Raw genomic sequence first — 24828 nt, 5'->3', positions numbered from 1 at the left:
CCGTCGAAAAACGAGCGCTTTTGCTGGCGCGGGAGATGGACTCGGTCTGCGGGGCGACTACTCCAGCGCATCAATCGTCAACGATCGCCGGAGTTTGCAACAGCACTCTGCGCGTCTTCGTTACCCGCTTCCGAACTTCAGACCGGCAGTTGTGCCGAGCTATCGCGCGCGTGTGGCCCGCTCTACATTAGTTCAAAAGGCGACAGCACGCCCGCCAGGCGATCCTCACGCCCGTCTTCCACCACCAGCCAGAGGGTCGGGCCTCCGATGGCCTTCGCGCCCTGTAGCACTTCGCTGATGGTGGTTTGCGCCGCAAGCAGCCGATCCTGCGCCACCGGCACCAGTTCCAGGATCGGCGCATGATCGGCGGCCTCTTCGATCGTCAACCCCAACCGCGTCCTCCTGGCTGTCTGGCTGGCGTTCAGGAACTGGGCCAAAGCTAACTCTGACAGCAGATGCCACGCCTGCCGATGCCGCACCGGGAGAAAGGAGAAAGAGTGCATGAGCATTAGCTGCCGCGCATGGGCAACGGGTTGCCAGGGTTCCACCGTGATCGGCGACTTGACCATTACATAGCCGACCGTGGGTTTCACATCCACCATCAAAGCGTCCTCCAGACCGATGCACAGCTCGATGGCCGCGACCGTCGCATGGCGCGCATAGGCGCCTAGATGCATGTTGTCGTTTCGGGCCTTGCGCACCGTGTCGTAGAGCGCCTCGAAGGACTTGAAGCCCGAGGGGTGCGTCTTGGCGAGTTCGGTCAGTATTGGCGACAGCCGGGCATAGAAGGCAATCCGGTCCTCATACTGACCGAGGTCACCCTGCAGGCCCAACAGGCGGAGGCCAAGCGCCTCCAGCGAGAAGCAGATCTGCTCAAAGCCCTCGGCATCCGCCAAGGCGGCGTACCGCCCTGACCTGAGCTCATCGCGGTAGTGGCGGCGCTCGAGATCGGTGAGCGGCCGCAGGGGCGGGGGATCTTTGCGGCTCATGTGTGGTGGTCCTCTTCTTGTGGTCGTGACCGGCATCGTACGTGAGCGCCCCACCGCGAACGCCGGCAAACACGGCAACTCGTCGTCGGGCACGTTCGCGCAAAATATCGATTGCGAAGCCTGTTTCGATACCGCCTGCCACCATCCGAGCATCTTTGCACTTGTCGAGGCGCGCCGCACCCCGACTTTCGCCGCTGAATGGAACCAGGGTAATGAACAAAAAGACGACCGCGCCGATCGATGCACCCGACGATTTCGATTGGGACTTGGACAACGACACCGAAAACAACGAATCGCAACAGCCCGACGACAATCCTGAGCGTGAAGAGGTGGGCAGGAACCGAGACCCCAACGGGCTTCTCGTTACTCTGCAGCCCTCCAACGCAAACGGCGAAGATTGCGTGGAGCTTTACGCTCATGGTGAAACTCGCTCGTTCGAGACGAATGAGATGGTCAAGCGGACCGTGCTGCTCGCTCGGGTGACCCGCCGAGAGCTCACCATGTATCCGCTTGTGGCGGCGTCACACCGACACGAATTCCTTGACCCGAAATATGACGAACTAACATCCATCACAGTCGTCGCAGAGGACCGCAAGCTCTGGGCGCTGCCAGAATCTGTCGAAGACTTTGACGGCATGCTCAAAAGGCTTCCGACAGGTTTTGGGCGGCACGCCAAGTATGGGCTTGGTTTGAAATGGGAATACAGGCTCATCCCCGAAGCCATCCTCGAGCTGGTCGGTGTGACGCAGCTGGTCATCGAACCAGGCGACGGTGCTAGTGTTGAGCTTCCAGTATTTCGGCTCGGCGTCGATCGCTTTACGTCGATCCGCCAAGCCATCGACACGATCACGGGTCGGGCCAGCGGGAGATCACTGCGCGACCGCAGGCTCGCCGCATACAACGCAACGCTCCACGCCGCGCTTCCCGATCAGTTTGCGCGGCGCTTTCCGAACGTCAAACCGGGCGAAATCTACGATCTTGTCCAATTGCGTGGCCGCAATCCTAGCCGCAACGCAAAGGATGGACTCGCCGCCGCACAAGTAGTTCGGGACGATGCCGAGAAAATCGCCGCCGAGCGGCCATCTGAACTGCTCAGACTCAAGGCAGTCATCGAACAGGTCACGTTGAAGGAGCTCATTGGCAAGTTTGAAGAAATGTTGTCCAAAAACCTGCCAGAACCAAAGTGGCAAGCTTTTTTCAAAGCCAACCCCTTCATCCTCGGCCTCGCGTTTCCCTTTCCGGTCATCTTGTTTCAGGACCAGGCAAACGTTGGGGGAACAACCATCCGGGGCGATGGCGAAAGCATCGTGGACTTCCTGATGGCCCAGCGATTCACCGGGAACCTAGCCCTCATTGAAATCAAGCGTCCATCCGCAGGCCTTGTGGATGCCAAGCCTTACCGTGGCGACCTGCACGCGCCACACAAGGACTTGACGGCATCGATGGCGCAGGTCCTCGACCAACGCGCCCAGTTGCTTCACTACTTCGCCTCGAAGGTGTCGCAAGACACGTCAATGGAGGGCATGCATGTCTCTTCCGTTAGTTGCATCGTGATCGTCGGGACGGTGCCGACCGAACTCGCGCAAACGCGCTCGCTGGACCTGTTTCGGCACTCCTCGAAAGACGTGGCGGTTATCACATTCGATGAACTTCTTGAAAAGCTCATACAGCTCCATCGGCTGATGTCTGCCGGTGAAGCAACGCTCCCTGAGGCAGATGCTTCCTACGAACCAGAAAACCCAACCGTCGAATTTGGAGACGCTGAAGACGCCAACGACGACCTGTTTTGATTGCATTTTCTGGTGAGGAGAAAACATGCCGCTAAGCCAGTTCTTCACGCTACACGCTATTAAGGGTAAGGACATCTTTGTGGTGGACGACCACCACAAGGCGCTCGCAGCTTGGGCGCTTGTCCGGCGTTCGATGGCTAACGCTCCCAACCTGATTACCATCGACCATCACACAGACACCTATGAAGCATTCCTGGGCCATGCTCATTGGGAAGCCCACGAAGGCCGCGTGAGTGACCAAGAGGCGTTTCGGCTTAGCCTTGTGTCCCAGATCGATTGGCGAGGCGATCAGAGCGTCATCGACGCCATCACCAAGCTCAAATACGACGAGCACATCGACGCGGCCACATGCTCAGGCACGCTCGATAGCGCTTTCTGCATCCAACTGAGCGATTCTGGGGCCACGCCGTCGGTCGAGCAGATTGCCTACGAAAAGAGCCGGGGTGAGAACTGGCCCAATCCTCCATCAGTCCCAGTGCCGCAGCGGCCGATGTCTTACACGCCAACATCGAACCGGATCTATGCCCTTCCCTTCGACTGCTTCATCGGATGCCACGCCATGCCGCACAACGATGCTTGCAATCTCCAGCAATCCCACGAGATCATCGAGAGCAAATACCTCGACGACCAACTCGCTCGCGGCTCGGAGATTTCAAGCTGCATTGGATTGGCGAATCTGGAAGCCGCGCCCTACATCCTCGACATCGACCTGGATGCTTTCCACACCCGGCGAGCCATATCGCCACAGGATTCTGCGACGTTCTACCGGCTGATCAAGAACGCCGCCGCCATCACCATCGCCACAGAAGCCGAATGCGTAAAAGAGCTCTGGCTCGACGATGACGACGTGATGGACGCGGACGATCTTCTCCAAGAGCTGCTGGCCCATATTGATCACGCCTTGTGACCACCCGGGGCGCAAGCGGGGGAACGCTGGTTCCGCGACTCAATGAAGAACCCCTCACCCATCGCTGGAGGAGTGGATTGAAACCATCAGGCATGGACCTGCTCAGGGAGTAAAAGCAGGGGAACTCGCGTTCGGACGGACTATTGCGGGCAGCAAGAAGCGCCGTTTCTGGGCCGTCGACTGCGTCAAGCCTTTGGTTGATCAGCGCTCGTCGAGACAAGCGACAAGGGGGCTTGTGTCGCCGCCTGCATGACCCTGGCCGACAGGTCGGCGCCCGACACGTCCTCATACCGCGCCGGAATCCGCTCTTTGAGGCGGAAGAGCCGCTGATGCGCCGTTCTGGTGAGCTGCCCGTAGGTGGTCGCCATCACCTTGCCGCGAAGGACACTCTCTTCCTTAATTTCCTTTTCCCGAGCGGTCTTTGGCGCGATCTCGTAACCGACGACAAAGGCTCTGAACGTGGGCGTGCCGTCCAACGCGCCGCTGCCCAGAAAGTCTTGGATGTAGCCGTCCGCCTGGTTCATCTCTTCGCGTCCGATGGCCGACTTGCCCTTTTTGAGCTCGATGATCAGCACGTCCTGGATGCGCATCAAACTGGAGTTCGCCGAGTCAAATGCCTCGGTGCCCACCACGGAGCAAGTGGCATCGGCCAGCGACACGATGTCGGGCCGCTGCCTGGCGTTGGCAAAAGCAGTGGTGGAAACGCGCTTACCGAAAATCTTTGCTGTGGCCGTGCGCAGGCTCACGTTGGAGGCGTATTCACTGCTGTCGAACTCGGGGCCAAAGAGCCATCGGGCCTGAGTGACCAGCGGATGCAGCGTGTGCAGCTCGTCGGTCGCCGGATCGCCGCAAAGCTTCTCGATGGCCGTCACTACGGCCAGTCGGTGGTCGATCTCGTCGAGCACCGACAGCGCGTCCCGAACCGTCCATTGGCTGAGCAGGCGGTCGAGCCCTTCGATGTCGGAGTCATCGAGCTTGGTGAGCTTCTCAAGCAGGCCCGCGCCGCCTCTGGACTTCTCCAAATTGATCAACGCCTGGACGGCTGCTGACAGCGTGTCCGGGTGGACCGTCGGATTGGATTTGACGAGGTCGCGCGCAAAGCTTGCGACTTCGATGCGCCCGAGCTGCGAGAGCCCCTTGAACTCCTCTCGGTTGCGGACCAAGGCCTCCTCGGAGCTCTCCTCCACCAAATCCGACGATAGCTTACCGAAGACCTGCTGCGCGTATTGGCGCACGGCCTCGAAAAGCGCGTCTGTCTTGGCGCCTGCCTTGAAGCGAGCCCAATCGGGCTCGATCTCGCTGGTCCAACCATCGTCGGTCTTGACCACGATGGAGTAGCGCTTGGCAAAGCGTGCTCGGCCATCAATAACGGCCTCGGAGCCAACCACCCAGCTTGGAGAGCCGACAAGCCGGCCATTGACCCAAAACGCGACGCCCTGGTAGATCGTCGATTTGGCGGCCCGCGACGAATCCACCACGAAGGCCTCCGCGGAAGGGCAGCCCGGAATGCTCAGCGGAGCCCGCTCGATCAGTCCCGATTGGTCGGCCAGCGAAACCGATTGCCCATTCACCCTGAGGACGAACTGCGGGTCGTGAAGAAATCGGGCCGACAGGATTTCTCGTATGCGGCCTTCGTCGGGCAGATGCCGCTCGACGACAACCGACAGCCGCGTGCCGTGGCTGGACCGCAGGAATGTCGTCTCTTTCATGATTTTGAAGGGCGTCTCGCTGCTCTGGGTGCCGATCTCGAAGCCCGCGCCCTTCCCTTCGCGCCAGGTCTCGACTTCGTAGTGGTCGGCGAAGCACAGCAGACCATGTCTGCCGACGCCATTGCGGCCATAGGCTTTGCGCCGCCAGTCGGCGCGCTCCGGAGGGAATTCCACTTGTACGCCTTGGTGCTTGATCCGGTCGTAGCCCAGGCGCATCCACCTGCCCTTAAATTGGGCTGCGCTCATGCCGTGCCCGTCGTCCTGAACGACCAAAGCCGTCTCCCTCACGCCGGGCACCGTGATATCCACCAGAGAAGCGCCCGCGTCCCACGCGTTAGCGACCAATTCCGTCAGCGCGACCTCGGGGTCGTGGGCGATGCGCCCGAGAGTGCGAACAAGATAGTCCTCCTCGAAGAACGATCCTGTCGATGTGTCTGCCTTCTTGGGCCTAGCCATGGTTGATCTCTCCCAAAAATGTCGATGCTGGACCCATGGCGCTCCCCGCGTCAGTCTTCGAATGACCGGTTCTTGAACTTCAACTGGTCGCAGTTCTCGCGCACCGAGCGTTGGAGGCCATCGTCAAATCCAGCGGGAGATTCAGCCTCGACTTCAATAGAGATGCGAATCTTCACGCCAGGCTTCTTCATGAACAGCATCAGCACATCGTCGGCAATATTGGAGAACTGCATCTTGGCTTTGAGCGGGTCAAGATCGACCGAACCGAAGAACATGGTCTTCTTGGCCGATCCGCCACTCGTGGGCGTTTCCGACGTGTCTTCGGGGCCTGGGGGGCTGCCACGATCAGGAGCGACGGTCGTAGTGTTTGATCCGCCACCCGTTTCGGCCTTGCCGCCTTCGCCGGCTGAACTGCCGCCAGCATTCTTTGCCTTGGCCTCTGCGTCTCGCGCAGCGGCCTCCTCAGCCAAAATGGCGGCAAAGGCTGAAGCTCCCTTTGGCTCGATCAACAGCAACGCGTCATCGAAAATAACAGGCGTGGGCTGATCGAAATGGAAGCCCTGGTAGCGTTCCCCATCTTGCCCATAGGCGATGCCGAAGAAGTCCCTCGAATCGACGCCTGCGCCAATGGTGGCTCGAAGCGTCTCAGCCTCGCGGAGGCGCGGGAGATAGAGGTAGGAGCACGACTTCTGCCACACATCGACAGCGCCAGCCGTGGATGCCCCATCCTTCCAAAACCAAGCTTGCAGCATCTTGGAAAGATGTATGGGCGCCCACTCGGTAATGAGTAGCTCGTTCTCTTTCAGAATCTTCTCAATCTCCTCCGAGCGATTGACGACGGCCGGATTAATCTGGAAGTGATCCCATTCAATGTCGCCGATGCCGGAGCTGGCCTTGACCTCCTGCGACGGCGCGAGCAGCCACTTGTATGTCTCTCGAACCATGCGCCCTAGAGCCTCGCTCGTTTGATCAAAGCTGTTCGAGGCCAACTTGGTCTGGTGCTGGTCAAGGTTGAGGCGGCCCTCCTTCACGTCCGCAACAATCGATTTCCAGGCCAACGCCGAAGTGACCTGGTCCTTCAGCCGCGCGAGGCTATCGGTGTCGGGAGCAACGAAGATCAGGCGGTTCTGTCTCTGGCGCAGAGAATCACCACGGTTCTTCAAGATGGCCGAGGCGGCGTCGATCGCGGCCGACTGCGCGCCCTTGCTGAACGTGGCTTCGGGAGGCAAGACCACGAGGCGCAACTGCAGGTCGTCAGGCACGTCCGACGACGACGTGAAGACATGCACGCCGTCGAACACGCCTCCTGCAAAGCGAAGCTTCTCCCTGATGAAGGGGTAGACATCGTCGCGCAGGTCGAACCGGCGCTTTCGGTCTTCCATTTCCCGGCGCAGGTTCGGCCGGGTGTCGAACCAGAAGCGGTTGCTGGCGCTGTTGATGTATTGCAGCTTGTCCACCAACGCCCGCATGCCATCCTTGTAATGCCCGACCACCTGACCGGGCTGGGCGCACCCAAGCAGCACTCGCTCAAGTTCAATGCCGCGATGGTGCTTGGCTCCGCCGACCGCGCCGGAATCAGGCGCCGACCCCAGGAACACCGCTCGCGCCAATCGGCGGCAAGCGTGGATGGAACCGAAGAGAGGCTTGGAGTTGTCGATCTCAGTCGTCGCCGCGCGCTCGCCGTCGATGTCGCGTTCGAGAACCGGGTCCCACCCCTGCGGCAAATAATAGATTGCCTCGTTTCTGGTGTCAGGGTCGAACAGCGGCAAGCTACCCGGTTGGATCATCAAGTCGTTGTTGCCAGATGTCCAAAGGCGATGGATCACCTTGGCCATCAGTTTCAAAACGCCGCGCGTGCGCTGGAAACTGTCGAGTGAAGACCAGTCTTCATACAGGCGGTCGAACACCTCCGGGTGAATGGGGTAGGCGTGCTTCAACCGCTCCAAATAGTTGCCCTCTTGGGTCTCCGGCGGGAGGTCGGCCGCATTGGCCGCGTAGTAGTCGGCATAGGCGCGGCACACCTCCTCCGCCGCGAGGCGGTCTGACACAGAAGCGAAAAGCCGCCGGCGCACGATCTCAAACGACTCTTCGGTCGCCACCGGCTTCCACAAGGCCTGCACGCGGCCGAAGTAGTGCTCCAACGCGCGAAGCGCCTTCACCCCTTGCTGGCTGCCCGCCTCGCGGTCCGAATACGGTAACGACGCCAGCAAGATGGCCGTCGGGACCGCCTTCAAGGCCTCGGTCAGCGATTGGATGAACGAGAGCTGCGTGTCGTAGGTGCCGCCCGAGAGCGTCTTGCCTTCTTCAAACTGCGAGAAATAGCGGACGAGCTCGTCTATCAGGATGATGCACGGGGAGTTGCCCGCCAGCAGTTCTGTCAGCGTCGTTTTGCCCGGAGCGGTTCCGCTCTCATCGGCCTCCTTGACGATGGCGAAGGACTCGTCGACGCCGAGTTGCCATGCGAGCTCGCCCCAGATGGTCTTGATCGTGGACTTGCCGCGCTTACGCGGCTTGCTCGCCAGGTCGAGCAGGTCCACTCCATCGAGCACAGCCACGCGGGCTTTGGGCAGCTCAGCGATCCCAGCCGCATCCAAGATGGGGGGAATGCCCTGCAACTTGCCGGCCGGCGTCTCACCCTTAGCCAAGTGATACACCGCGAGAAGCGTGTGGGTCTTGCCACCGCCGAAAGCGGTTTGCAGTTGAACGACTGGATCGCCGCCTTTGCCCGCCAGGCGTTTGACCACCGAATCCAGCAGAAGCCGCATGCCCTCGGTGATGAATGTGCGCTGGAAGAAGAGCGCAGCATCCTGGTATTCCGGCGTCGCGGTTCCTTGATGGACTCGAGAGATGTCGGCTGCGAACTCGGCTTGTTGAAAAGTACCCTTGAGGACATCTTCATGAGGAATTGCGATTTCGCGCCAAGGCTTCAATTTCATTGTTGTCCCCTTAAATCTCAAAGTTCCGTTGCGATCCAAAGTGCCCCACCTCATGGGATGCGGACTCGATGCCAATCCACGAGGTGATCAGGTCGTTGTAGGCTCTCGCCTCTTCTGCCCACTTATTCCGCTCGCAAAGCGTATAGAGACGATAGGCCAAGTTGCGGATATGTTCGGCGCGCGCCGGCATCCCCGCCAGAAGAGCCCCCGACGCCGACTCTCCTTCCGCCTGCAAGGCGCGGATCATTTGATGCAACGCCTCCCACACAGGAGTGTCGTTGTCGTTCTGCGGCGACCAATCTGCCGGATATTCGCCGGGCTTGAAGAGGCGCACATTTCCCGACCCCGACTCGATCACTCCCGCAGTAGCCACGCCTTGAACGCTTGTGCCTTTAGCTCGCGCCAAGACATCGGCTTGCCCGAAATCGCCTGGAGCCCAGCCTTTCTCGTCGAACCAAGCAAGGCAGAACTGGGTGTCAGCGTCAAAGTCATCACCGCCCTCTGTCAACATCTTGTTTATCAGCGTCAGCGCGGTATGAACCGTCATGGGACGGCCATCGGCTTCAAGGACTGCAGAGTATTTGGAGAAGATGGCCATGCCAGGACCGATTACGGCCTGGGCCAAGTCAACTGGCGCGACGGGAGACACCCCTTCCGCGCCTCCAATCATTGCGTCAAGGGCATCAGCCATCTGATCCTTCAATTCGCGCTGGAACTCCCTGCGAGACACAGTCTGAGCATCACTGTCCCGCTTTCGGCAGACCAGAACGATGGACGATGCCAAGGCATTTGCGCCGATAGCAAGGCTGCGAGTGCTTCGCTCAGTTCTGACCGGCCAAGTGCCAGTAATCACGAATTCCGCCTGGATCACCGACTCCAAGAAGCTTTCCCAGCCTGACGAAGCCGTGCCTGCGGCGCCAGTGCTGCTCTGCTTGAACGCGTAGTAGATCGTTACCGGGATGGCCTCGTTTGACTTGTCGTGTATTTGTCTCAGCGCCAATGTCATGCCATCGGTGAAATGACGCATGGCGTCATTGATGTCGGCATAGAGGCTGTGAGACGCCACCAATTCATCGGCCTTGGGCGTCTGTCGCGTCGCGAAGATGTCGGGAAAGACTTCGCGCAAGCATGGCCGCATCCAGATGTAGAAGAAGTCCGACAGGTTCGAATACGGAACGTTGTCGTAATACGGCGGGTCCGTCGAGACCACTGACATGGAATCAATGGGAATGGTCGCCTTTGCAGCGTCTAGTTGCAAGGCATGCCCGCGCGCATATGCAGGTAGCAAATCGACGACGCGCGCGATCCACCCCAACGCGCTCACCCAGGTGCCTCCACCATCTCGCAGAGGATTGACTTCGCCGTAGTCCCAAACCATCGGCAGCGCATGCGTGGTGAAGGCTCCCTTGACAAATTCACCCCCGGACTCCCACGAGGACAACGTGTTCCAGTAGTTCGCAACTCGTCCGATGGCGCAGGTGAGATAAACGGAGATGGCCTCCGCGTAGGCTGTCGCCCCGGCTCCGCCTTGGTCCAAGCCCACCCCGTCGTCTTCAAGGCCCGACTTGACGGCATCTGCCCGAATAATTTCTCGCGCCTCTATGACCAGTGAGCTGAACACTGACAACGCGTGTTGCTGCCGAAGATTGAAAAGACTCTCGAACGTCTTCATTCCATAGACGACGACGTTAGTGCAGCTCTTCCAATGAAGAATTTCTGCATCGGGCGCCGACGCTGCAAGCATCGAGAAGTCAGGGGCATCGATTTCGCTGGCTGCGACATATGCCTTGCCCTTCGGAGTTTCGATGACGGCCGCCATCAGCCGCTGGCCCAATCGACCCGCCTGCCCTTCCGCCTGGATATATGGGAGCGGCATGAGCGATTCTGTCAAGATGCACAGACCACCGCGTCCTCCGACGGTGGACGAGACTTTGGGTTGCCCGCCCTCCTGCAACACAAAATCGTAACTACGCTTGTCCGCCGAAACCTCAGGGACGACATGAATCTTTCGGCCTTCCTTGGTGGAAAGCTGAAATGACTTCGCCAGAGGCACATGGGCGCCCTCGGCAGCCGGATTTGGACTGGCGACGGTTCGGCACCAGAGCCAGGTGAGAACGGTCCCCTTTCCACCACCCAAACGCTTGGGAAGATCGACTTGGGGATAGAGGGCTTCCAAACGCTCGAAGGCGGCCTTGCCAATCCAAGTTCCGTAGCGCCTCAGATCCTCGGCTAAACCTTGCGCTCCGGCCCAGTGCTCTTCTATCCGCTCCTGATGGGCTGCCAACGCCTTCGGTCCCACAGGAGGGCGGTCTTTGAACCGCGGCGGAATCTCGATCATTGCCTTGTTGAGGACCACAGGGACAGGATTCAGGTCTGTCGCATAGCTCTCAAAGCCAAGCCGTTGTGCCTCCAACGGCAGCGATCCGCCACCGGCAAACGGATCGTGAAATACCGGCAGCCTTTCGGGATCAAAACCCGGCAGTCCTGCGTTGAGTTCGCAGGTCTCTCTCCATGACTTCTTGATCTCGTCGCGCGCTCGATTCAGAACCTCTTGGTTGTCCGTGTTTTCCCACTTCACCAAGTCTCGAATGATGTTGAAAAGCCGCTCGCGTTCAACCTTTGCTCGATCTTTGCTCATGCCACGGCCAAGGTGGCGTTCGTAGCCAGGGTCATTGACCATTTGAGCGAACAACACCGCCCTTGCCGCCGCTAGAGGACGCCGAGCAAACCAGATGTGGAGCGTGGACGGATGGCCGTGACGAATTGACTTCTCTTTTGACGATGCCGCGTTGATGTCGTCCAGTGGCAATGCCACTTCAATGAGTTTTTTGGGTATTTTTATTGTTGTCATGCTGCTTGCGCCCTTTCAAGAAGGGACGCCAGGTCCAGGTTGATGCTCGTCACGGCCCAGTCGGGCTCTTGGGTAAACGGATTGCGGATGTAGTGCGGACCTTCATGGCTTTCGCCATCGACCACCACGATGGCCAAAAGGAACTTGTCGGCCTGGTTGAGGCCGTAGAGGATTTCGTTGCGGGTGACAGTGATGGTGGACTGCCCCTTGGCTCGTCCCTTCACTTCGATATGGCGGGCCTGCGGCAGCTTGCCGTCCTCGACGGGAAGCACCGATGTCAGGTCCCAGCCGCACTTCTCGGCCGACACGTCGATAACCGCGTGCCCCATCGCCTCCTCGGCCTTGCGAACGGCTGCCATCGCGACGCGCTCGACGCGCGCGCGGGCCTTCGCATCGGCGGACCACGTCGGGCCTTCGGCGTCGCCGCTGCGCATCGCAATCAGCCCGGCGGGGATCACCAGCGCGCCGCCAACAACAACCGGCATGCTCGACACGACATGGCGCATGGCTTGAAGGTCCTTGGTCCGCGATTCGAGGCGGACGCTGAGCTCGTCGATGGTGCGGCGAACGTTTTCGAGCGGCAGGCGCACGTCCTTGCCAGCGGCCAGGTCCGTTTTGAGCTTCTCGTGGCGGTCCTGCCAGTAGTCGATTTCCTTTACCAGGCGCTCGTGGATCGCGGCCAGGTTCTTATCGACCTGATGCTCGCGGCGCAGGCGCACTTCCTCGAAGTGCTCGGGCACAAGCTTGTCGGAAGAGTGGCTCAGCGCCGCCTCCTCCAAATCCTTCTTGATCCAGTCGGCATCGATCTCCGGCGCGACCATGGCGCGCTGGCCAGGCTCGATCGGGTTGAGGTCCAAGTGAGGCGCCCAGCCGGCGTTGCAGATGGYGCCGAGCCTGTCGATGGTCACGAACTGCAAGCGGCGCGAGACGACGAGTCCCGGCTCGCCGCCCTCCTTCACCGAATGGTCAAGCAGGAACAGCAGCTTGGGCTCAATACCCTCGTCGTTGGGATCGACCAACACGGCGCCCTGCTTTAACTTGCCGCGATGCTGCTCGAGCATGAGGTCCACGACGGACTGCATGAGCGGATGGGCGGGGTGGATCAGGCTCGCGACTGCCTCACCAGGCTTGTCCTCGACACGGACCTTGCCCTTTTCAAAGCAGACCCGTTCATATTTGCTCACGACGGGATTCATGTTCCGGCGGTCGCGGCCAGTGATCTGGCGGTCGCGCTCGCGGATGGTCGCCGGCACGAACGTGATCTCGTAGCGGCCCGAGCCGCGCGGACGCAGTTCGCCGCCTAGGCGCTCAAAAGCTTGGGCGAAGAACGACCGGATGAAGTAGGGCTGAAGCTTGCGGGCCTCGGCCTTCTCCATCTCTTCTTTGAGCGCGAAGAGCCGCTGCTCGTCCATGACCTCTTCGGCCAACGCGTTGCGGCTGATGATCTCGCGCAGCTTCTCGGTCTCGAGGGCAGTGGCGACCACCTCGCGCAAGTGCGCCTTGCGCGCCGGATCCTCACCGTAGCGGATCGCCTCGATGAGCAACTCGCGCAAGCTGACGCCGTCAAAGACCTCGCCCAGGATGTCGAACACCCGGCCGCCCAAGGCCTTGCGCTCAATCTCGATCTTGTCGAAGAGCTTCTGGAAGACATCGCCCTCGCGGGTCTCGGCAGCGACCATGTTCCATAGATGGCAGACCTGCGTCTGCCCGATGCGGTGAATGCGCCCGAAGCGCTGCTCCAAGCGATTGGGGTTCCAAGGCAAGTCGTAGTTCACCATCAGGTGGGCGTTCTGCAAGTTCACACCTTCGCCTGCCGCGTCGGTGGCAACCAGGACGCGCGTGTCCTTGTCGTTGCGGAACAGCTCCTGGACCTTGCGCCGGTCCTCGCGGTGGACGCCTCCGTGGATCATGACGACGGCCTCGTGGCGGCCCAGCAGGCCGCGGATGCGGTCTGCCAAGTAGTTCAACGTGTCGCGATGCTCGGTGAAGATGATGAGCTTGCGCTGCAAGCCATCGGGGCCGCGCATCGCAGGCGTGTTCTGCAAGAGTTCGCGGAGCTCCTCCCATTTGCGGTCCTGGCCCGAATGCACCAGCGCCTTGGCTTGGTGCTCGAGGTGGCCCAGAGTGAAGACTTCGGCTTCGAGCTCGGTGATGGTCTGAGCGGCGGTGGCCTGGTCCACGACCTCCTCTTCAAACTCTTCGTAGGCCTCCGGGGCCATGTCGTCGGCAGAGTCCCAAATGTCTTCGGACGCCTGCTCGGCATAAGTCTCGGCCAGGGCCTTGCCGCCGCCGCGCTGCTTGGCTTTCTCCTCCTCGATCCGGCGCTTCAACTTTTCACGGCGCCGCTTCAAGGACTGGTAGATGGCCTCGGGACTCGACGCGAGCCGGCGCTGGAGAGCGGTCAACGCGAAGCCCACAGTCCCCTTGCGCTTGCCATCAAGCTGGTCGGCTCGGTTCATCTCCTCTTTGACGTAGGTCGTAACGTCGTTGTAGAGCTGAGCCTCGGACTCGGAGAGTTTGTAGTTGGCTGTATAGGCCACGCGCTCAGGAAACAGCCGCGTGCCGTCGAACTTCAACAGGTCTTCTTTGACCATCCGGCGCATCATGTCGCTGACATCGACCTTGTGCGCGCCATCGCGGAACTTGCCATAGAAGCGGTCCGAGTCGAGCAGCGACATAAAGAGCTGGAAGTCCTCCTCCTTGCCGTTGTGAGGCGTGGCCGTCATCAGCAGGAAGTGGCGAGTGACCGAGCCCAGGAGCTGGCCGAGCTTGAACCGCTTGGTTTCGTTGATCTTGGCGCCGAACCAAGTGGCCGAAAGCTTGTGGGCTTCGTCCACGACGATCAGGTCCCAATGGGAATTTCGAATCTTCTCTTGGAGCTCCTCGCTGCGCGAGAGCTGGTCGAGCCGAGCCACGAGCAAGTCGTGGTCGTCGAAAGGGTTGCCCGTACGGCTTTGGTCCAGCAGGTCGCGCGTGAACAGCGAGAACGAGAGGCCGAACTTCTCGAACAATTCGTCCTGCCACTGCTCGACCAGGCTGCCCGGCGAGACGATTAGGACACGGGCCGCGTCGGCTCGCATCAGCAATTCGCGGATCAGCAGGCCCGCCATGATTGTCTTGCCGGCGCCCGGATCGTCGGCGAGCACGTAGCGAAGCGGCTGCCGAGGTAGCATCGACTCGTAAACCGCCGTGATCTGATGGGGCAGCGGCTCCACGTTTGACGTGTGGACGGCCATCATCGGGTCAAAAATGTGCGCGAGGTTGATCCGGTAGGCCTCGGCTGCGAGCTTGAAGTCTGCGCCGTCAGAGTCGAAGCTCCACGGCCGGCCGACAGAGGCGATGCTGAGCTCCGACTCGTTAGAGCGAAACAACACCCGCTCCCCCAAGCGCCCGTCGTCGGTCTTGTAGACGACGGTGACGGCGTTGTCGCCCAGAGGGTCGGCGCTGACCACGCGAACGACCCTGCTCTCCTCAATGCCGGAGACCAGCGCGCCTTTGGCGATGGATTCGAGTTTCATGTTGTGTTCCCTGACTTCTTTCTTGCCGTCTATGCGACCTCGGCGCTTGCCGCCGCGAAGCCTGGGGCCAATGCGGCGCTCTCCACGCCATACAGGGTCTGTGGGTTTCGCAGCCAAAGATGGTGGAGCGACGGATCGAGCCGATGATCCGGTGTGCTGTCAATGTTCCAGCGGCGCAGGACATAGCCGGCCAGCGCTGCGCGCGACTTCACGCGCAGCAAGCCATCTTGCATACCGTAGTCGGCCTCGACCGCCTTGGGCCAGGCTACGCCAGGATGCGGAGCGAGCTCGAGATCCACGATGCGCGCCCACTGCTCGTCGGCGCCCAAGAGCTCACGCTCTTCGGCGATCCCGTCGATCTCCTGGGCCTTCGCGATCCGTGTCAGCACAAAGTCCCCAAATCTTTGCTTTTCCCTGTCATATCCCCGCACATGCCAGCGTAGCCCGTTGTCCGCCAACGCCACCGGCACGAGGTCGCGCCGCTTCTGGCCTGACGAAAGCGACAGGTAGCTCAGCCTCACCGCCCGCTTGCCATTTATGGCTCGCGTCAGCGTGGCGAGCACGCCCAAATCCGGCTTAACCAAGTTGCCCGGCCCCTCGCACGGCGCGACTTGGCGCAGCTTCAAATCCAGGCCATCGCCAAACCCCTGCAATAGCCACGCGAGCACGCGCTCGGACTGAAACTCGAAGACCGGCTTGAAGGCCGGCGTGGGGCGGTAGCAGCGCTCCGCCGTGTCGTATTCGAGGTTCGCCCCTGCGCATTCCCGATAAGCGCTGAGGTCCCGCGACGCCGCCGCAGGCTTGACGCCGAACCGAGCCTCGATGTCCCCGCGCCGCAGCTCCCCGGTAAAAAAGGCTCGCAGTTCCAAGAACGCGAGCCTTTCCCGTTGGGTTTGCGACAAGCCCTGTGCCGAAGCCTTCAAGTGTTTCTCCTGCATCCGCTCGCGCGCGACGCAACCTTTGCGCCAAATGTCACAAGAATACCATGCGCGTATCATAATGATGACCACAACAAGATCATTCTCAGAAGATCAAAAGAGGAGCCGCATGAAAGTCGTCCGCCTGTCCATCACGAATTTCCGTGGCGTCAAGTGCGCACAACTCCTCTTCGATGGGCACACGCTCATGGTGGGCGCGAACAACGTGGGCAAGAGCACGCTATGCGACGCGCTTGACCTCGTTCTGGGGCCTGACCGGCTCAACCGCTTCCCGCCCATCGATGAGTTCGACTTCTACAACGCCCAATACCTTGCGCCGCCAGTCGAGGAAGGCGCCCTACCCCAGCCCATTCCCCTTCGCGTCGAGGCTGTGCTGATCGACCTAAGCGCCGAAGTTGACGCCAAGTGCGGCGGCAACACCGAGTTTTGGCACGTGGTAGAGAAGCGTCTGCTTGGCGCGGGAGAAGCAGAGCAGGCCAATCCACCCGATGTCGTTCCTTGCCTGCGCCTGGAAACCATCGGCAAATACGACCCGGTCGAGGACGAGTTCGAGGCCAAGACCTTCTTCTCGCGAAGCCCCGACGCGCCGGCCGGCGAATTGACGGCCGTCTCAAAGTCGATCAAGCGCCAGTTCGGCTTCCTCTACCTGCGGGCGCTGCGAACTGGATCGCGAGCGCTCAGCCTTGAGCGCGGCTCGCTTCTAGACATCATCCTGCGCACCAAGGGGGTCCGCACCACCCTTTGGGAAAAGACCATCGAACGCTTGCGCGGCCTCGACATTGAGGCTGATGCCGGCGAGCTCGCGCCGGTACTGCGATCCATCGAGAAGCGCCTGTCGCGCTACATCCCGATGCAGGCTCCAGGCAATGCCACCAAGCTCCACGTCTCCGAACTCACGCGAGAGCACTTGCGAAAGACCATGACGTTCTTTCTCGCGCTCTCCGCAGACCAGGGCCACGTCCCTTTCGCGCATGCAGGGACCGGCACCATCAACACATTGGTGCTTGCCCTGCTCTCGTTCATCGCCGACCTCAAGCCCGAGACGGTAATCTTTGCGATGGAAGAGCCAGAGATCGCAGTCCCGCCGCACACGCAGCGGCGCATTGCCGACTATCTGCTGACGAAGACAACGCAGGCCTTCGTGACTTCCCACTCGCCGTTTGTGATCGAGCGGTTCGAGCCGTCGCAGACGCTGCTGCTCTCACGCGCAGACGGCGTAGTGACTTCCAAGAAAGTGTCAGAAGCCACCGGGCTCAAGGACAATGAGTTCAAGCGCTACGCCCGCTGGGGCCTGTCGGAGTGCATGCTCGGCAAGGCTGCGATTGTGGTCGAGGGCCTCACGGAATTCCACGCGTTGCCGGTGGCCGCGCGGCGCATGGAAGAGAACGACGACGCCTTGCAGCCCCTGGACATCGCGGGCGCCGCGTTTTTCAACTCGGATGGCGATGGGAACGGACCGAAGTTCGGAAAGTTCTTCAAGACCCTTGGGTTGAAGACCATCGCGTTCTACGACCACAAGGCCAATCGCCCCCCAGAGCAAACGGCCAACTACGCCGCCAGCTTCGACATCAACAGCGAACACGCCCACAAAGGCTTTGAAGATCTCGTGTCCGCGGAGATGCCGGCCGACCGCCTCTGGACATTCTTGTCCGAGCTCAAAGAGAGCGGCGAGGCTGGCAACGTGGGCATCCCCGCCGTAAAGCCGGACGAGGCAGGCATTCGGGCCACCGCGAAGAAGGCGTTGGCCAGCAACAAGGGTGCGGGATGGGCCGCGCGCTTGTTTGAGCAATGCGACTTTGCGGAGCTGCCGGCGACCGTCACGCAATTTCTCTCGTCGGTCTACGCAATGTTCCCCGCGCCGCCGGCCATCGACGACGATGAGGCCGCAGATCCAGGAGACCAAGGCGAGCTGCCCATCGCGCTATGAACGAGCCCTGCCCGCTTCGCGACAGCGTCCTGGCTTGCGAAGGACACGCTTTGGTCACGGGCGGACCTGGCAGTGGCAAGACCACAATTGCCCTGCGCAAAGCGGTCAAGCGCATTCAGGAAGGCATGGCGCCGGGGCAGTCAGCCCTCTTCCTGAGCTTCTCTCGCGCGGCGGTGGCGCGCATCCTCGATGCTGCCAAGCTCGAAGCCAACAAGACCGAGCGCGACCAACTGTCGATCCAGACTTTTCATTCTTTTTTCTGGGACATCCTCAAAGCCCATGCCTACCTGTTGGGCGCACCAGACAAGCTCTCCATCCTGCTGCCGCAAGATGAAAAGGCCATCTGCGGCGGCATCGACGACGAAGATGAAGGATGGGGGCAGTGGCTGGTGGAGCGCGAGCGTCTGTTTCGCGAAGACGGACGCATCGCCTTCGACCTATTCGCCCCGAACGCCACCAAGCTCCTTGCCACCAGCAGCTACCTGCTTTCATCGCTCGCGCGGCGCCATCCGATCATCATCGTCGATGAAGCCCAGGACACGGGCCAATTCGCCTGGCGGTGCATCGAATTGCTCGCTCCGCACGCGCAGATCATCTGTCTCGCCGACCTCGAGCAGCAAATCTTTGACTATCTCCCCGGAGTCGGCCCTGAGCGGGTCGCTGCCATTAGAGCCGTGCTCAACCCGCTTGAAGTCGATCTAGGCACGCAGAATCACCGCAGTCCCGACTCTGAAATTCTGATCTTCGGAAACGACATTCTTGCCGGGCATGCGCGCGGCACGCCTTACAAGGGCGTCTCAGCCATCTCCTATCGCCCAGAGAATCCCACGCCCAACTGGAATCACCTGCTGCGACGGGCGATGGCCCAGGTGCTCAAGGCTATCCGCACCGAGACCGACGCCCCGGTTGAAACGCTGGCAATACTGGTCTCGAACAACCGAAGCGCGCTGCGCATGTCGAACGCCCTCAACGCCATCGAGCCCAACGTGGGCAAGGTTGTGCGCCACAAGCTTCTATTCGACGAGGCCGAGGCCTTGCTCTCGGCCCGGCTCGCGGCGTTTCTCTTGGAGCCCAAAGACCTCGCGCGCCTCGAGCTCGATGTGGCGACCAGCATGGAGTTGATCGCCGCCGCGCGGCGAGCGACAGGCCAAGGCAAGGCGGCGGTCACCAAGCTCTTGGAGCAAGTGGGAAAGATTCGGGCCGGCAAGACCCTCACCATCAACATCGTCAAAGCCTTGCGAGGGCTGATCGTCGCACTGCACATCGACGGCTTCACGGGCGACCCCGCCACTGATTGGCTCACAGTCAAGCATGCGCTGCGGGCCACCGGCCAAGACGAACTGCTGCGCGTGGCCGCCCAGCTCGACTTCCTGGTAGCCTTCCGCCGGGGACATCGAATCTCGGCTGGCCTATCCAATGAGTGGCTGCGCAATGGAGCCTATACCCACGCTCGGTTGGCGCTGGACCAAGCTCTCGCGCAAGAGCAAATTCTTGACGGCGTTGACACCCCTGCGGGCCTACAGGTGATGAATTTCCACAAGGCCAAGGGTAAGCAATTCGACGGCGTCATCATCGTCCGTGAAGCGCGTCGGACTGCCGCTGGCGTCGAGTCCTCGTTCATTTGGCGAGGCGACGACGCGCCGTATCCCAAAAGCAGGAAGGTCTTACGCGTGGGCATTACAAGAGCGCGAACTCATATGCTCATCATTAATCCTCAGTGGCCGAACTGTCCCCTACTCGGTGGGCACAAACTCATTTAGGACGCTTAAGGAAGGTCTGCATAAATCACCCGTCGATGTGCTTGGCGAGCTGACGCGCTGAGAAAATCCGAAGCATGAAGCAAGCGGACCTGGGCCTGAACCTGACGACCAAGCGCACGCGCAAGCGCGAGTTCCTGGCAGAGATGGAGCGCGTGGTGCCGTGGGCGGCGCTGGTAGCCCTGATCACCCCGTACGCGCCAGAAGGCAAACGTGGCCGCCCGCCCTTCGCCGTGGAGACCATGCTGCGCGTGCACTTCATGCAGCAATGGTTCACGCTGAGCGACCCGGCGATGGAAGAGTCCCTGCACGACGTGCCGCTGTTCCGCGAGTTCGCAGGCCTGAACTGGGACACCGCCGTGCCCGACGAGACGACGATCCTGCGGTTCCGCCGGCTGCTGGAAGAACACAAGCTGGCCCCACAGATCTTCGCGCTGGTCAACGAGTTGCTAGGCGCCAAGGGCCTGCTGCTGCGCGCCGGCACCGTGGTCGATGCCACGCTGATCGCAGCGCCCAGTTCGACCAAGAACGCCTCGGGCGAGCGCGACCCGCAGATGAAGCAGAGCAAGAAAGGCAACCAGTGGTACTTCGGCATGAAGGCTCACATCGGGGTGGATGCCGACTCGGGCCTGGTGCACACGGTGCGCGGCACCGCTGGCAGCGTCAACGACGTGGTCGAGGCCAACACGCTGCTGCACGGCGAAGAAACCGAAGCCTGGGGCGACGCCGGCTACCAGGGTGCAGCCAAGCGGCCTGACGCCAAGGACGGCGTGCGCTGGAACATCGCAATGCGCCCGGGCAAACGCTGCGAACTGGACAAGACCCGCCTGGTCGAAGACCTGACGGACCAACTCGAACGCCTCAAGGCCAGCATCCGGGCCAAAGTCGAGCATCCGTTCCGGGTGATCAAGCGCCAGTTCGGCCACGCGAAGGTGCGCTACCGCGGGCTGGCCAAGAACACGGCGCAGCTGCACACGCTGTTTGCGCTGTCCAACCTGTGGATGGTGCGGCGAACGTTGATGGGAGCGCAGGCATGAGTGCGCCTGCGAACGGCCAACGGGCCGCAAAGCAGGCCGAAAGCGGCACGGTACTGGCCTGGCGACCGGCCAAACCGTGCTCGGCAAGGTCTGAAGTTTGAAACGGGTTCGACAGCGCGCCATCAGCACATCTCAAAGCGCTTTACGCAGACGTTCCTTAACAGAAATTACCTGCAACGGCACTAAAGAATCAAGGCCGACTTCTCTACCTGCCATCGAGGCTTTGCTTCTGCACGGAAACCCTCGTCCGTTCGTTAATGGTTCTGCGCATGCCATGCAAATCGCAGATGCTGCCTTTGTGTTTGCGCGGTTTCGTGAGAACGCAGATTTGAGGTTTCCGGCGATGCGGCTTCGAGGGCTTGGGGGTTCTGCACGGATTAACCATGCCGGACGTCCCCCGGCATAGCCGGGTCGCGCTGTCGTGCTGCGCATCGAGCCGCTGGCGGCGTCTCGCCCATTCGGCATCCATCGCTGACGCCTTCGCGCGTGGTCGCGCTGCGCGCTTCGCTTGCCAATCCGGCAACGAGGTGTGTCGGTGGGCTGGCTTGCTGTTCCCTTCACCGTATCACACCGTTCTCGTCGTCAAGGTCTGCGCGCCCTGCCCTGCGGTTGTGCGCTTGCGTCCTGGCGGCCGTCTTCGAACCCTGACCACTGCGCTGCGCCGTGCTTGTGCCGGTCTCGGGCAATCCCGCCCGATTCACGGAGCCGACAATGGCGCACGATCTCTTCCCTTTCGATTCTTCCGTTCTTCTGGTTCGCGATGTCGCGGGCGACTACCGGCCGGCCGATGCCGGCGAGGTGCTGCAGGCCGCGCAGCGGCTACTGGGACAGCAGTTGCAGGGGCGCGAGGTACTGTCGTCGCCGCAGGCGGTGCGCGACTTCCTGCGGGTCAAGCTCGGGGCGTTGGAGCACGAGGTGTTTGCCGTGTTGATGCTCGATGCGCAGAACCGGTTAATCGAATATGTCGAACTGTTCCGCGGCACGGTGAGCCAAGCGTCGGTCTATCCACGGGAGGTGGTCAAGGAATCGCTGGCGCGCAATGCGGCGGCGCTGGTCCTGGTGCACAACCATCCGTCAGGGGTTGCTGAGCCGTCGCGGGCCGATGAGCACCTGACGCAAACGTTGAAGGCTGCGCTAGCGCTGGTGGACGTGCGCGTGCTGGACCACCTGATCGTCGCGGGCCGCGACGTGCTCAGCTTTGCGGAGCGCGGGTTGCTGTGACACAAAGGGCCTGCGGGCCCTTTGATTCTTTCGTCATCGTGCGCGCTGCGCGCGTGGCAGGGGTTCTCCAGGGACTGGCTGGCGCCAATCCCCGCCGCGCGGGCTTGGCGCACCTCGATACCGTCGACCAGGCAGCGCCTGATCGGCCAGCGCATGGCGCCGATGCGCGCTACGCGTTTGTTCACCTCCAGCTAGGCGTGCCTGCGGCATGCGGGGGCGCTCGCCGCGCGGCCGTGGGTTCGTCGCTCCCCTGGCCGTTGGCCGGGTTTTCGTCTTTCCCTCCTTCATCGCTGATCCCGCGACCGTAGCCGCCGGGGCCTGGCCGTCAAGGCGCGCAGGGCCGTGTCCTCGCCTTCGGCTGCGGGCCGCACCAACCCTGCGCTTGTTTCCTTGACGGCCAGGCACCGCCGGCCCGGTTGTTCGCGGGCGATGAACTCAGGAAAGACGGCGGCAACGGCGACCAGCCCAGGTCACTGCGCCGAACCCACGAAGCCAACACCGGGCTTCGAATCTTGGAATCCGGCCGGTGTGGGAAACCACAGGAGAGCCGCGCATGCAGATACCAACACCCTGAACCCCTCCCCTCTTTTCTCCCCCTTTTCCCTTTCAACGTCCCGGTTCGGGACAGGAGTTTTTCACCATGAACATCGCTAGCCTTCACGAAACCACCGCCATCGCCACCGCTGTCGCCGCCGTCGTGGCCTCGCAGGAACTGCTGCTGATTCCACTGTCCAAGCTGCGGCCGTCCAGCCGCAACGTGCGCAAGAGCGGAGGCACGTCAATTCCCGAACTTGCTGCCAGCATCGCTCGCGTGGGCTTGCTGCAAAACCTCAATGTGGTGCTGGCCGCGGATGGCGAGCACTACGAGGTCGTGGCTGGTCGCCGCCGCCTCGCCGCGCTCAAGCTTCTGGTTAAGCGGCGCAAGCTTGCCAAGGACTTCAAGGTGCCCTGCCTGCTGGGGTCCGATGCGGCGGCACGCACCGTCAGCCTGACCGAGAACGTGCAGCGAGAGGCCATGCACCCCGCCGACCAGTTCGAGGCCTTCGCTGATCTGGTGGCCGAGGGACGCCCGATCGAGGACATTGCCGCCGACTTCGGCGTGACGCCCTTGGTGGTGCAGCGGCGCTTGAAGCTCGCCAACGTCTCGCCGCGCCTGTTGGCTGACTACCGGGCTGACGCCGTCACGCTGGAGCAATTGATGGCCCTTGCTATCACCGACGACCATGCGGCGCAGGAAGCGGCGTTTTATGAGTCGCCGCAGTGGCAGCGCAGCCCGGAGGCGCTGCGCGATCACCTCACGCATGAAGAGATCGACGCGGGCCGCGATGCGCTCGCGAAGTTCGTGGGCGTTGAGGTCTACGAGCAGGCTGGCGGGGCTGTGCGGCGCGACCTGTTCGCGGACGAGCAGAACGGCATCTTCCTCACGGATGCAGCGCTGCTGGAGTCGCTGACGAAGGAAGGGCTCATGCCGGTGGCTGAGCAGGTGCGGGCCGAGGGCTGGGGTTGGGTGGACGTGGCGCCGCGTGCCACCTACGCGGACCTGCACCAGTTCCAGCGGATGCGCAGCAAGCGGCGCGAGCCGAGCAAGGCCGAAGCCAAGCGCATCGCCAAGCTCGAAGCGCAGCAACGCAAGCTGCAAGACCGCCTGGACGACGAGAACGAGGACATGACGGACGAGCAGGCGCAGGCCATGCAGGACGAGATGGACAGCCTGGGCAATGAGCTGGAAGCCTTCGAGCGCACGCTGGTGGTCTATCCGCCGCGCGGGATGGCGATGGCGGGGGCCGTGGTGTCACTCGACCACATGGGCGGCGTGATCGTGCATCGCGGGCTGCTGCGCGAGGAACAGGCCAAGGCGTTGCGGGAGCAGGAACGCGACAGGCACAGTGCGGATGACGAAGCCGAAGACGGCAGCGGGCGGCAGGAGGCCAAGCTCACCATTTCGGAGAAGCTGGTCAAGCGCCTGAGTGCCCATCGCACCGCCGCCCTGCAGGCCGAGGTCGTTCGGCATCCGCATGTGGCGCTGGTGGCCGTGGTGCACCGGCTTGCGTTGCGCGTCATCCATGACGCGCACTACGGTTCGCCCATCAACATCACCGCCAACCCGCAGGACCGGCTGGAGCAGTACGCGCCGGACGTAGCCGAGGCACCGGCTGCCGTGGGCATGCGACAGGTGCGAGAGGCTTGGGGCAAGCGCCTGCCCAGCGAGCCGGATGCGCTGTTCGCCGAGTTGTTGGCAATGCCACAGCAGGAGCTGCTGTCGCTGCTGGCAGTTTGCGTGGGTTTCACGGTGACGGCCATCGCTTCGCGTGAGGACGACGCCCCGGCCGCTGCACTGGCACACGCCGTTGGGCTGGACATGCATGCATGGTGGACGCCGACCGCAGCCGGCTACTTCGATCACGTCTCCAAGGCCAAGGCCCTGGAAGGGTTGCAGGCCTTCGCACCCGGTGAAGTGAACCGGCTCGGCAAGCTCAAGAAGGCGCAGATTTCTAGCGAGGCCGAGCGGCTGGCAGCGGGTACAGGCTGGCTGCCTGCGATGTTCCGCGCCCCGGAGGTAACGCCGGCTGACGTCGCAAGCGCTGAACCGATTGGTGAGGTGCAGGCCGATGCCGAAAACCACGAGGACGCGCACGCAACGGCGTGATCCTTATGACTCCCCGGCAGCGAGGCCGGGGATCAAGAAATCGGCGCGACGCGCGCGGCAAGTCTGCCGCGCGCGTTTTGACTTCCGGAACACCCTGCCCTCTGCTCCATAAGTGGCGCTCTACGCCAATGTTCGCCGCGGTGGG

13 protein-coding genes are annotated in these 24828 nt (G+C 61.8%); 7 read left to right on the top strand and 6 right to left on the bottom strand.

Annotated features, from left to right (window positions below):
* Positions 1 to 182: 182 nt before the first annotated feature.
* On the bottom strand, positions 183 to 989 hold the full coding sequence (locus AC1DF3_RS00890; protein ID WP_478138576.1) for a hypothetical protein: 807 nt from the start codon (positions 987 to 989) through the stop codon (positions 183 to 185).
* Between the two features lie 212 nt (positions 990 to 1201).
* On the opposite strand from AC1DF3_RS00890, the gene AC1DF3_RS00885 reads away from it, so the two are divergent.
* Together AC1DF3_RS00885 and AC1DF3_RS00880 are read left to right on the top strand one after the other, a co-directional pair.
* Positions 1202 to 2779 carry a Shedu immune nuclease family protein gene (locus tag AC1DF3_RS00885; RefSeq protein ID WP_478138575.1) on the top strand — a complete coding sequence of 526 codons (1578 nt, stop codon included), beginning with the start codon at positions 1202 to 1204 and terminating at the stop codon, positions 2777 to 2779.
* Positions 2780 to 2804: 25 nt separating this feature from the next.
* Positions 2805 to 3686: a peptide arginase family protein gene (locus AC1DF3_RS00880; protein ID WP_478138574.1), complete on the top strand. Its 882-nt coding sequence runs from the start codon at positions 2805 to 2807 to the stop codon at positions 3684 to 3686.
* Between the two features lie 185 nt (positions 3687 to 3871).
* On the opposite strand, the gene AC1DF3_RS00875 is transcribed toward AC1DF3_RS00880, so the two are convergent.
* The 5 genes from AC1DF3_RS00875 to AC1DF3_RS00855 are packed head-to-tail and all read right to left on the bottom strand — an operon-like array spanning position 3872 to position 16079.
* Complete coding sequence (locus tag AC1DF3_RS00875) at positions 3872 to 5851, bottom strand: ATP-binding protein (RefSeq protein ID WP_478138573.1); 1980 nt, start codon at positions 5849 to 5851, stop codon at positions 3872 to 3874.
* Between the two features lie 50 nt (positions 5852 to 5901).
* Positions 5902 to 8787, bottom strand: coding sequence for an ATP-binding protein (locus AC1DF3_RS00870; RefSeq protein ID WP_478138572.1), 2886 nt, complete (start codon positions 8785 to 8787; stop codon positions 5902 to 5904).
* A 10-nt stretch (positions 8788 to 8797) separates the two neighbouring features.
* Positions 8798 to 11638: a DUF1156 domain-containing protein gene (locus AC1DF3_RS00865; RefSeq protein WP_478138571.1), complete on the bottom strand. Its 2841-nt coding sequence runs from the start codon at positions 11636 to 11638 to the stop codon at positions 8798 to 8800.
* Positions 11635 to 15156 carry a helicase-related protein gene (locus AC1DF3_RS00860; protein WP_478138570.1) on the bottom strand — a complete coding sequence of 1174 codons (3522 nt, stop codon included), beginning with the start codon at positions 15154 to 15156 and terminating at the stop codon, positions 11635 to 11637. Before AC1DF3_RS00860 ends, AC1DF3_RS00865 begins: the two co-directional genes overlap by 4 nt.
* A 29-nt stretch (positions 15157 to 15185) precedes the next feature.
* On the bottom strand, positions 15186 to 16079 hold the full coding sequence (locus tag AC1DF3_RS00855; protein WP_478138569.1) for a BrxR family transcriptional regulator: 894 nt from the start codon (positions 16077 to 16079) through the stop codon (positions 15186 to 15188).
* A gap of 124 nt (positions 16080 to 16203) precedes the next feature.
* Here AC1DF3_RS00855 and AC1DF3_RS00850 point away from each other — a divergent pair, with 124 nt between their 5' ends.
* The 5 genes from AC1DF3_RS00850 to AC1DF3_RS00830 all read left to right on the top strand — a co-directional run bounded on the left by AC1DF3_RS00850 (position 16204) and on the right by AC1DF3_RS00830 (position 24683).
* Entirely contained in the window at positions 16204 to 18021 is a 1818-nt protein-coding gene (locus AC1DF3_RS00850) for an ATP-dependent nuclease (protein ID WP_478138568.1), read from the top strand.
* Positions 18018 to 19781: a UvrD-helicase domain-containing protein gene (locus tag AC1DF3_RS00845; RefSeq protein ID WP_478138567.1), complete on the top strand. Its 1764-nt coding sequence runs from the start codon at positions 18018 to 18020 to the stop codon at positions 19779 to 19781. The genes AC1DF3_RS00850 and AC1DF3_RS00845 overlap by 4 nt, the downstream gene beginning before the upstream one ends.
* 74 nt (positions 19782 to 19855) lie before the next feature.
* Entirely contained in the window at positions 19856 to 20815 is a 960-nt protein-coding gene (locus AC1DF3_RS00840; protein WP_478138566.1) for an IS5 family transposase, read from the top strand.
* 711 nt (positions 20816 to 21526) lie between these two features.
* Complete coding sequence (gene radC / locus AC1DF3_RS00835) at positions 21527 to 22036, top strand: RadC family protein (protein ID WP_478138565.1); 510 nt, start codon at positions 21527 to 21529, stop codon at positions 22034 to 22036.
* Between the two features lie 640 nt (positions 22037 to 22676).
* The gene (locus AC1DF3_RS00830) at positions 22677 to 24683 is read left to right on the top strand and encodes a ParB/RepB/Spo0J family partition protein (protein ID WP_478138564.1); all 2007 of its coding nucleotides are present in this window, start codon (positions 22677 to 22679) and stop codon (positions 24681 to 24683) included.
* Positions 24684 to 24828: the final 145 nt, after the last annotated feature.

Source organism: Variovorax sp. 10N432 (assembly GCF_056394465.1).
Note: the sequence above shows the minus strand (reverse complement) of the source record. Positions and strands in the feature narration are given on the sequence as shown.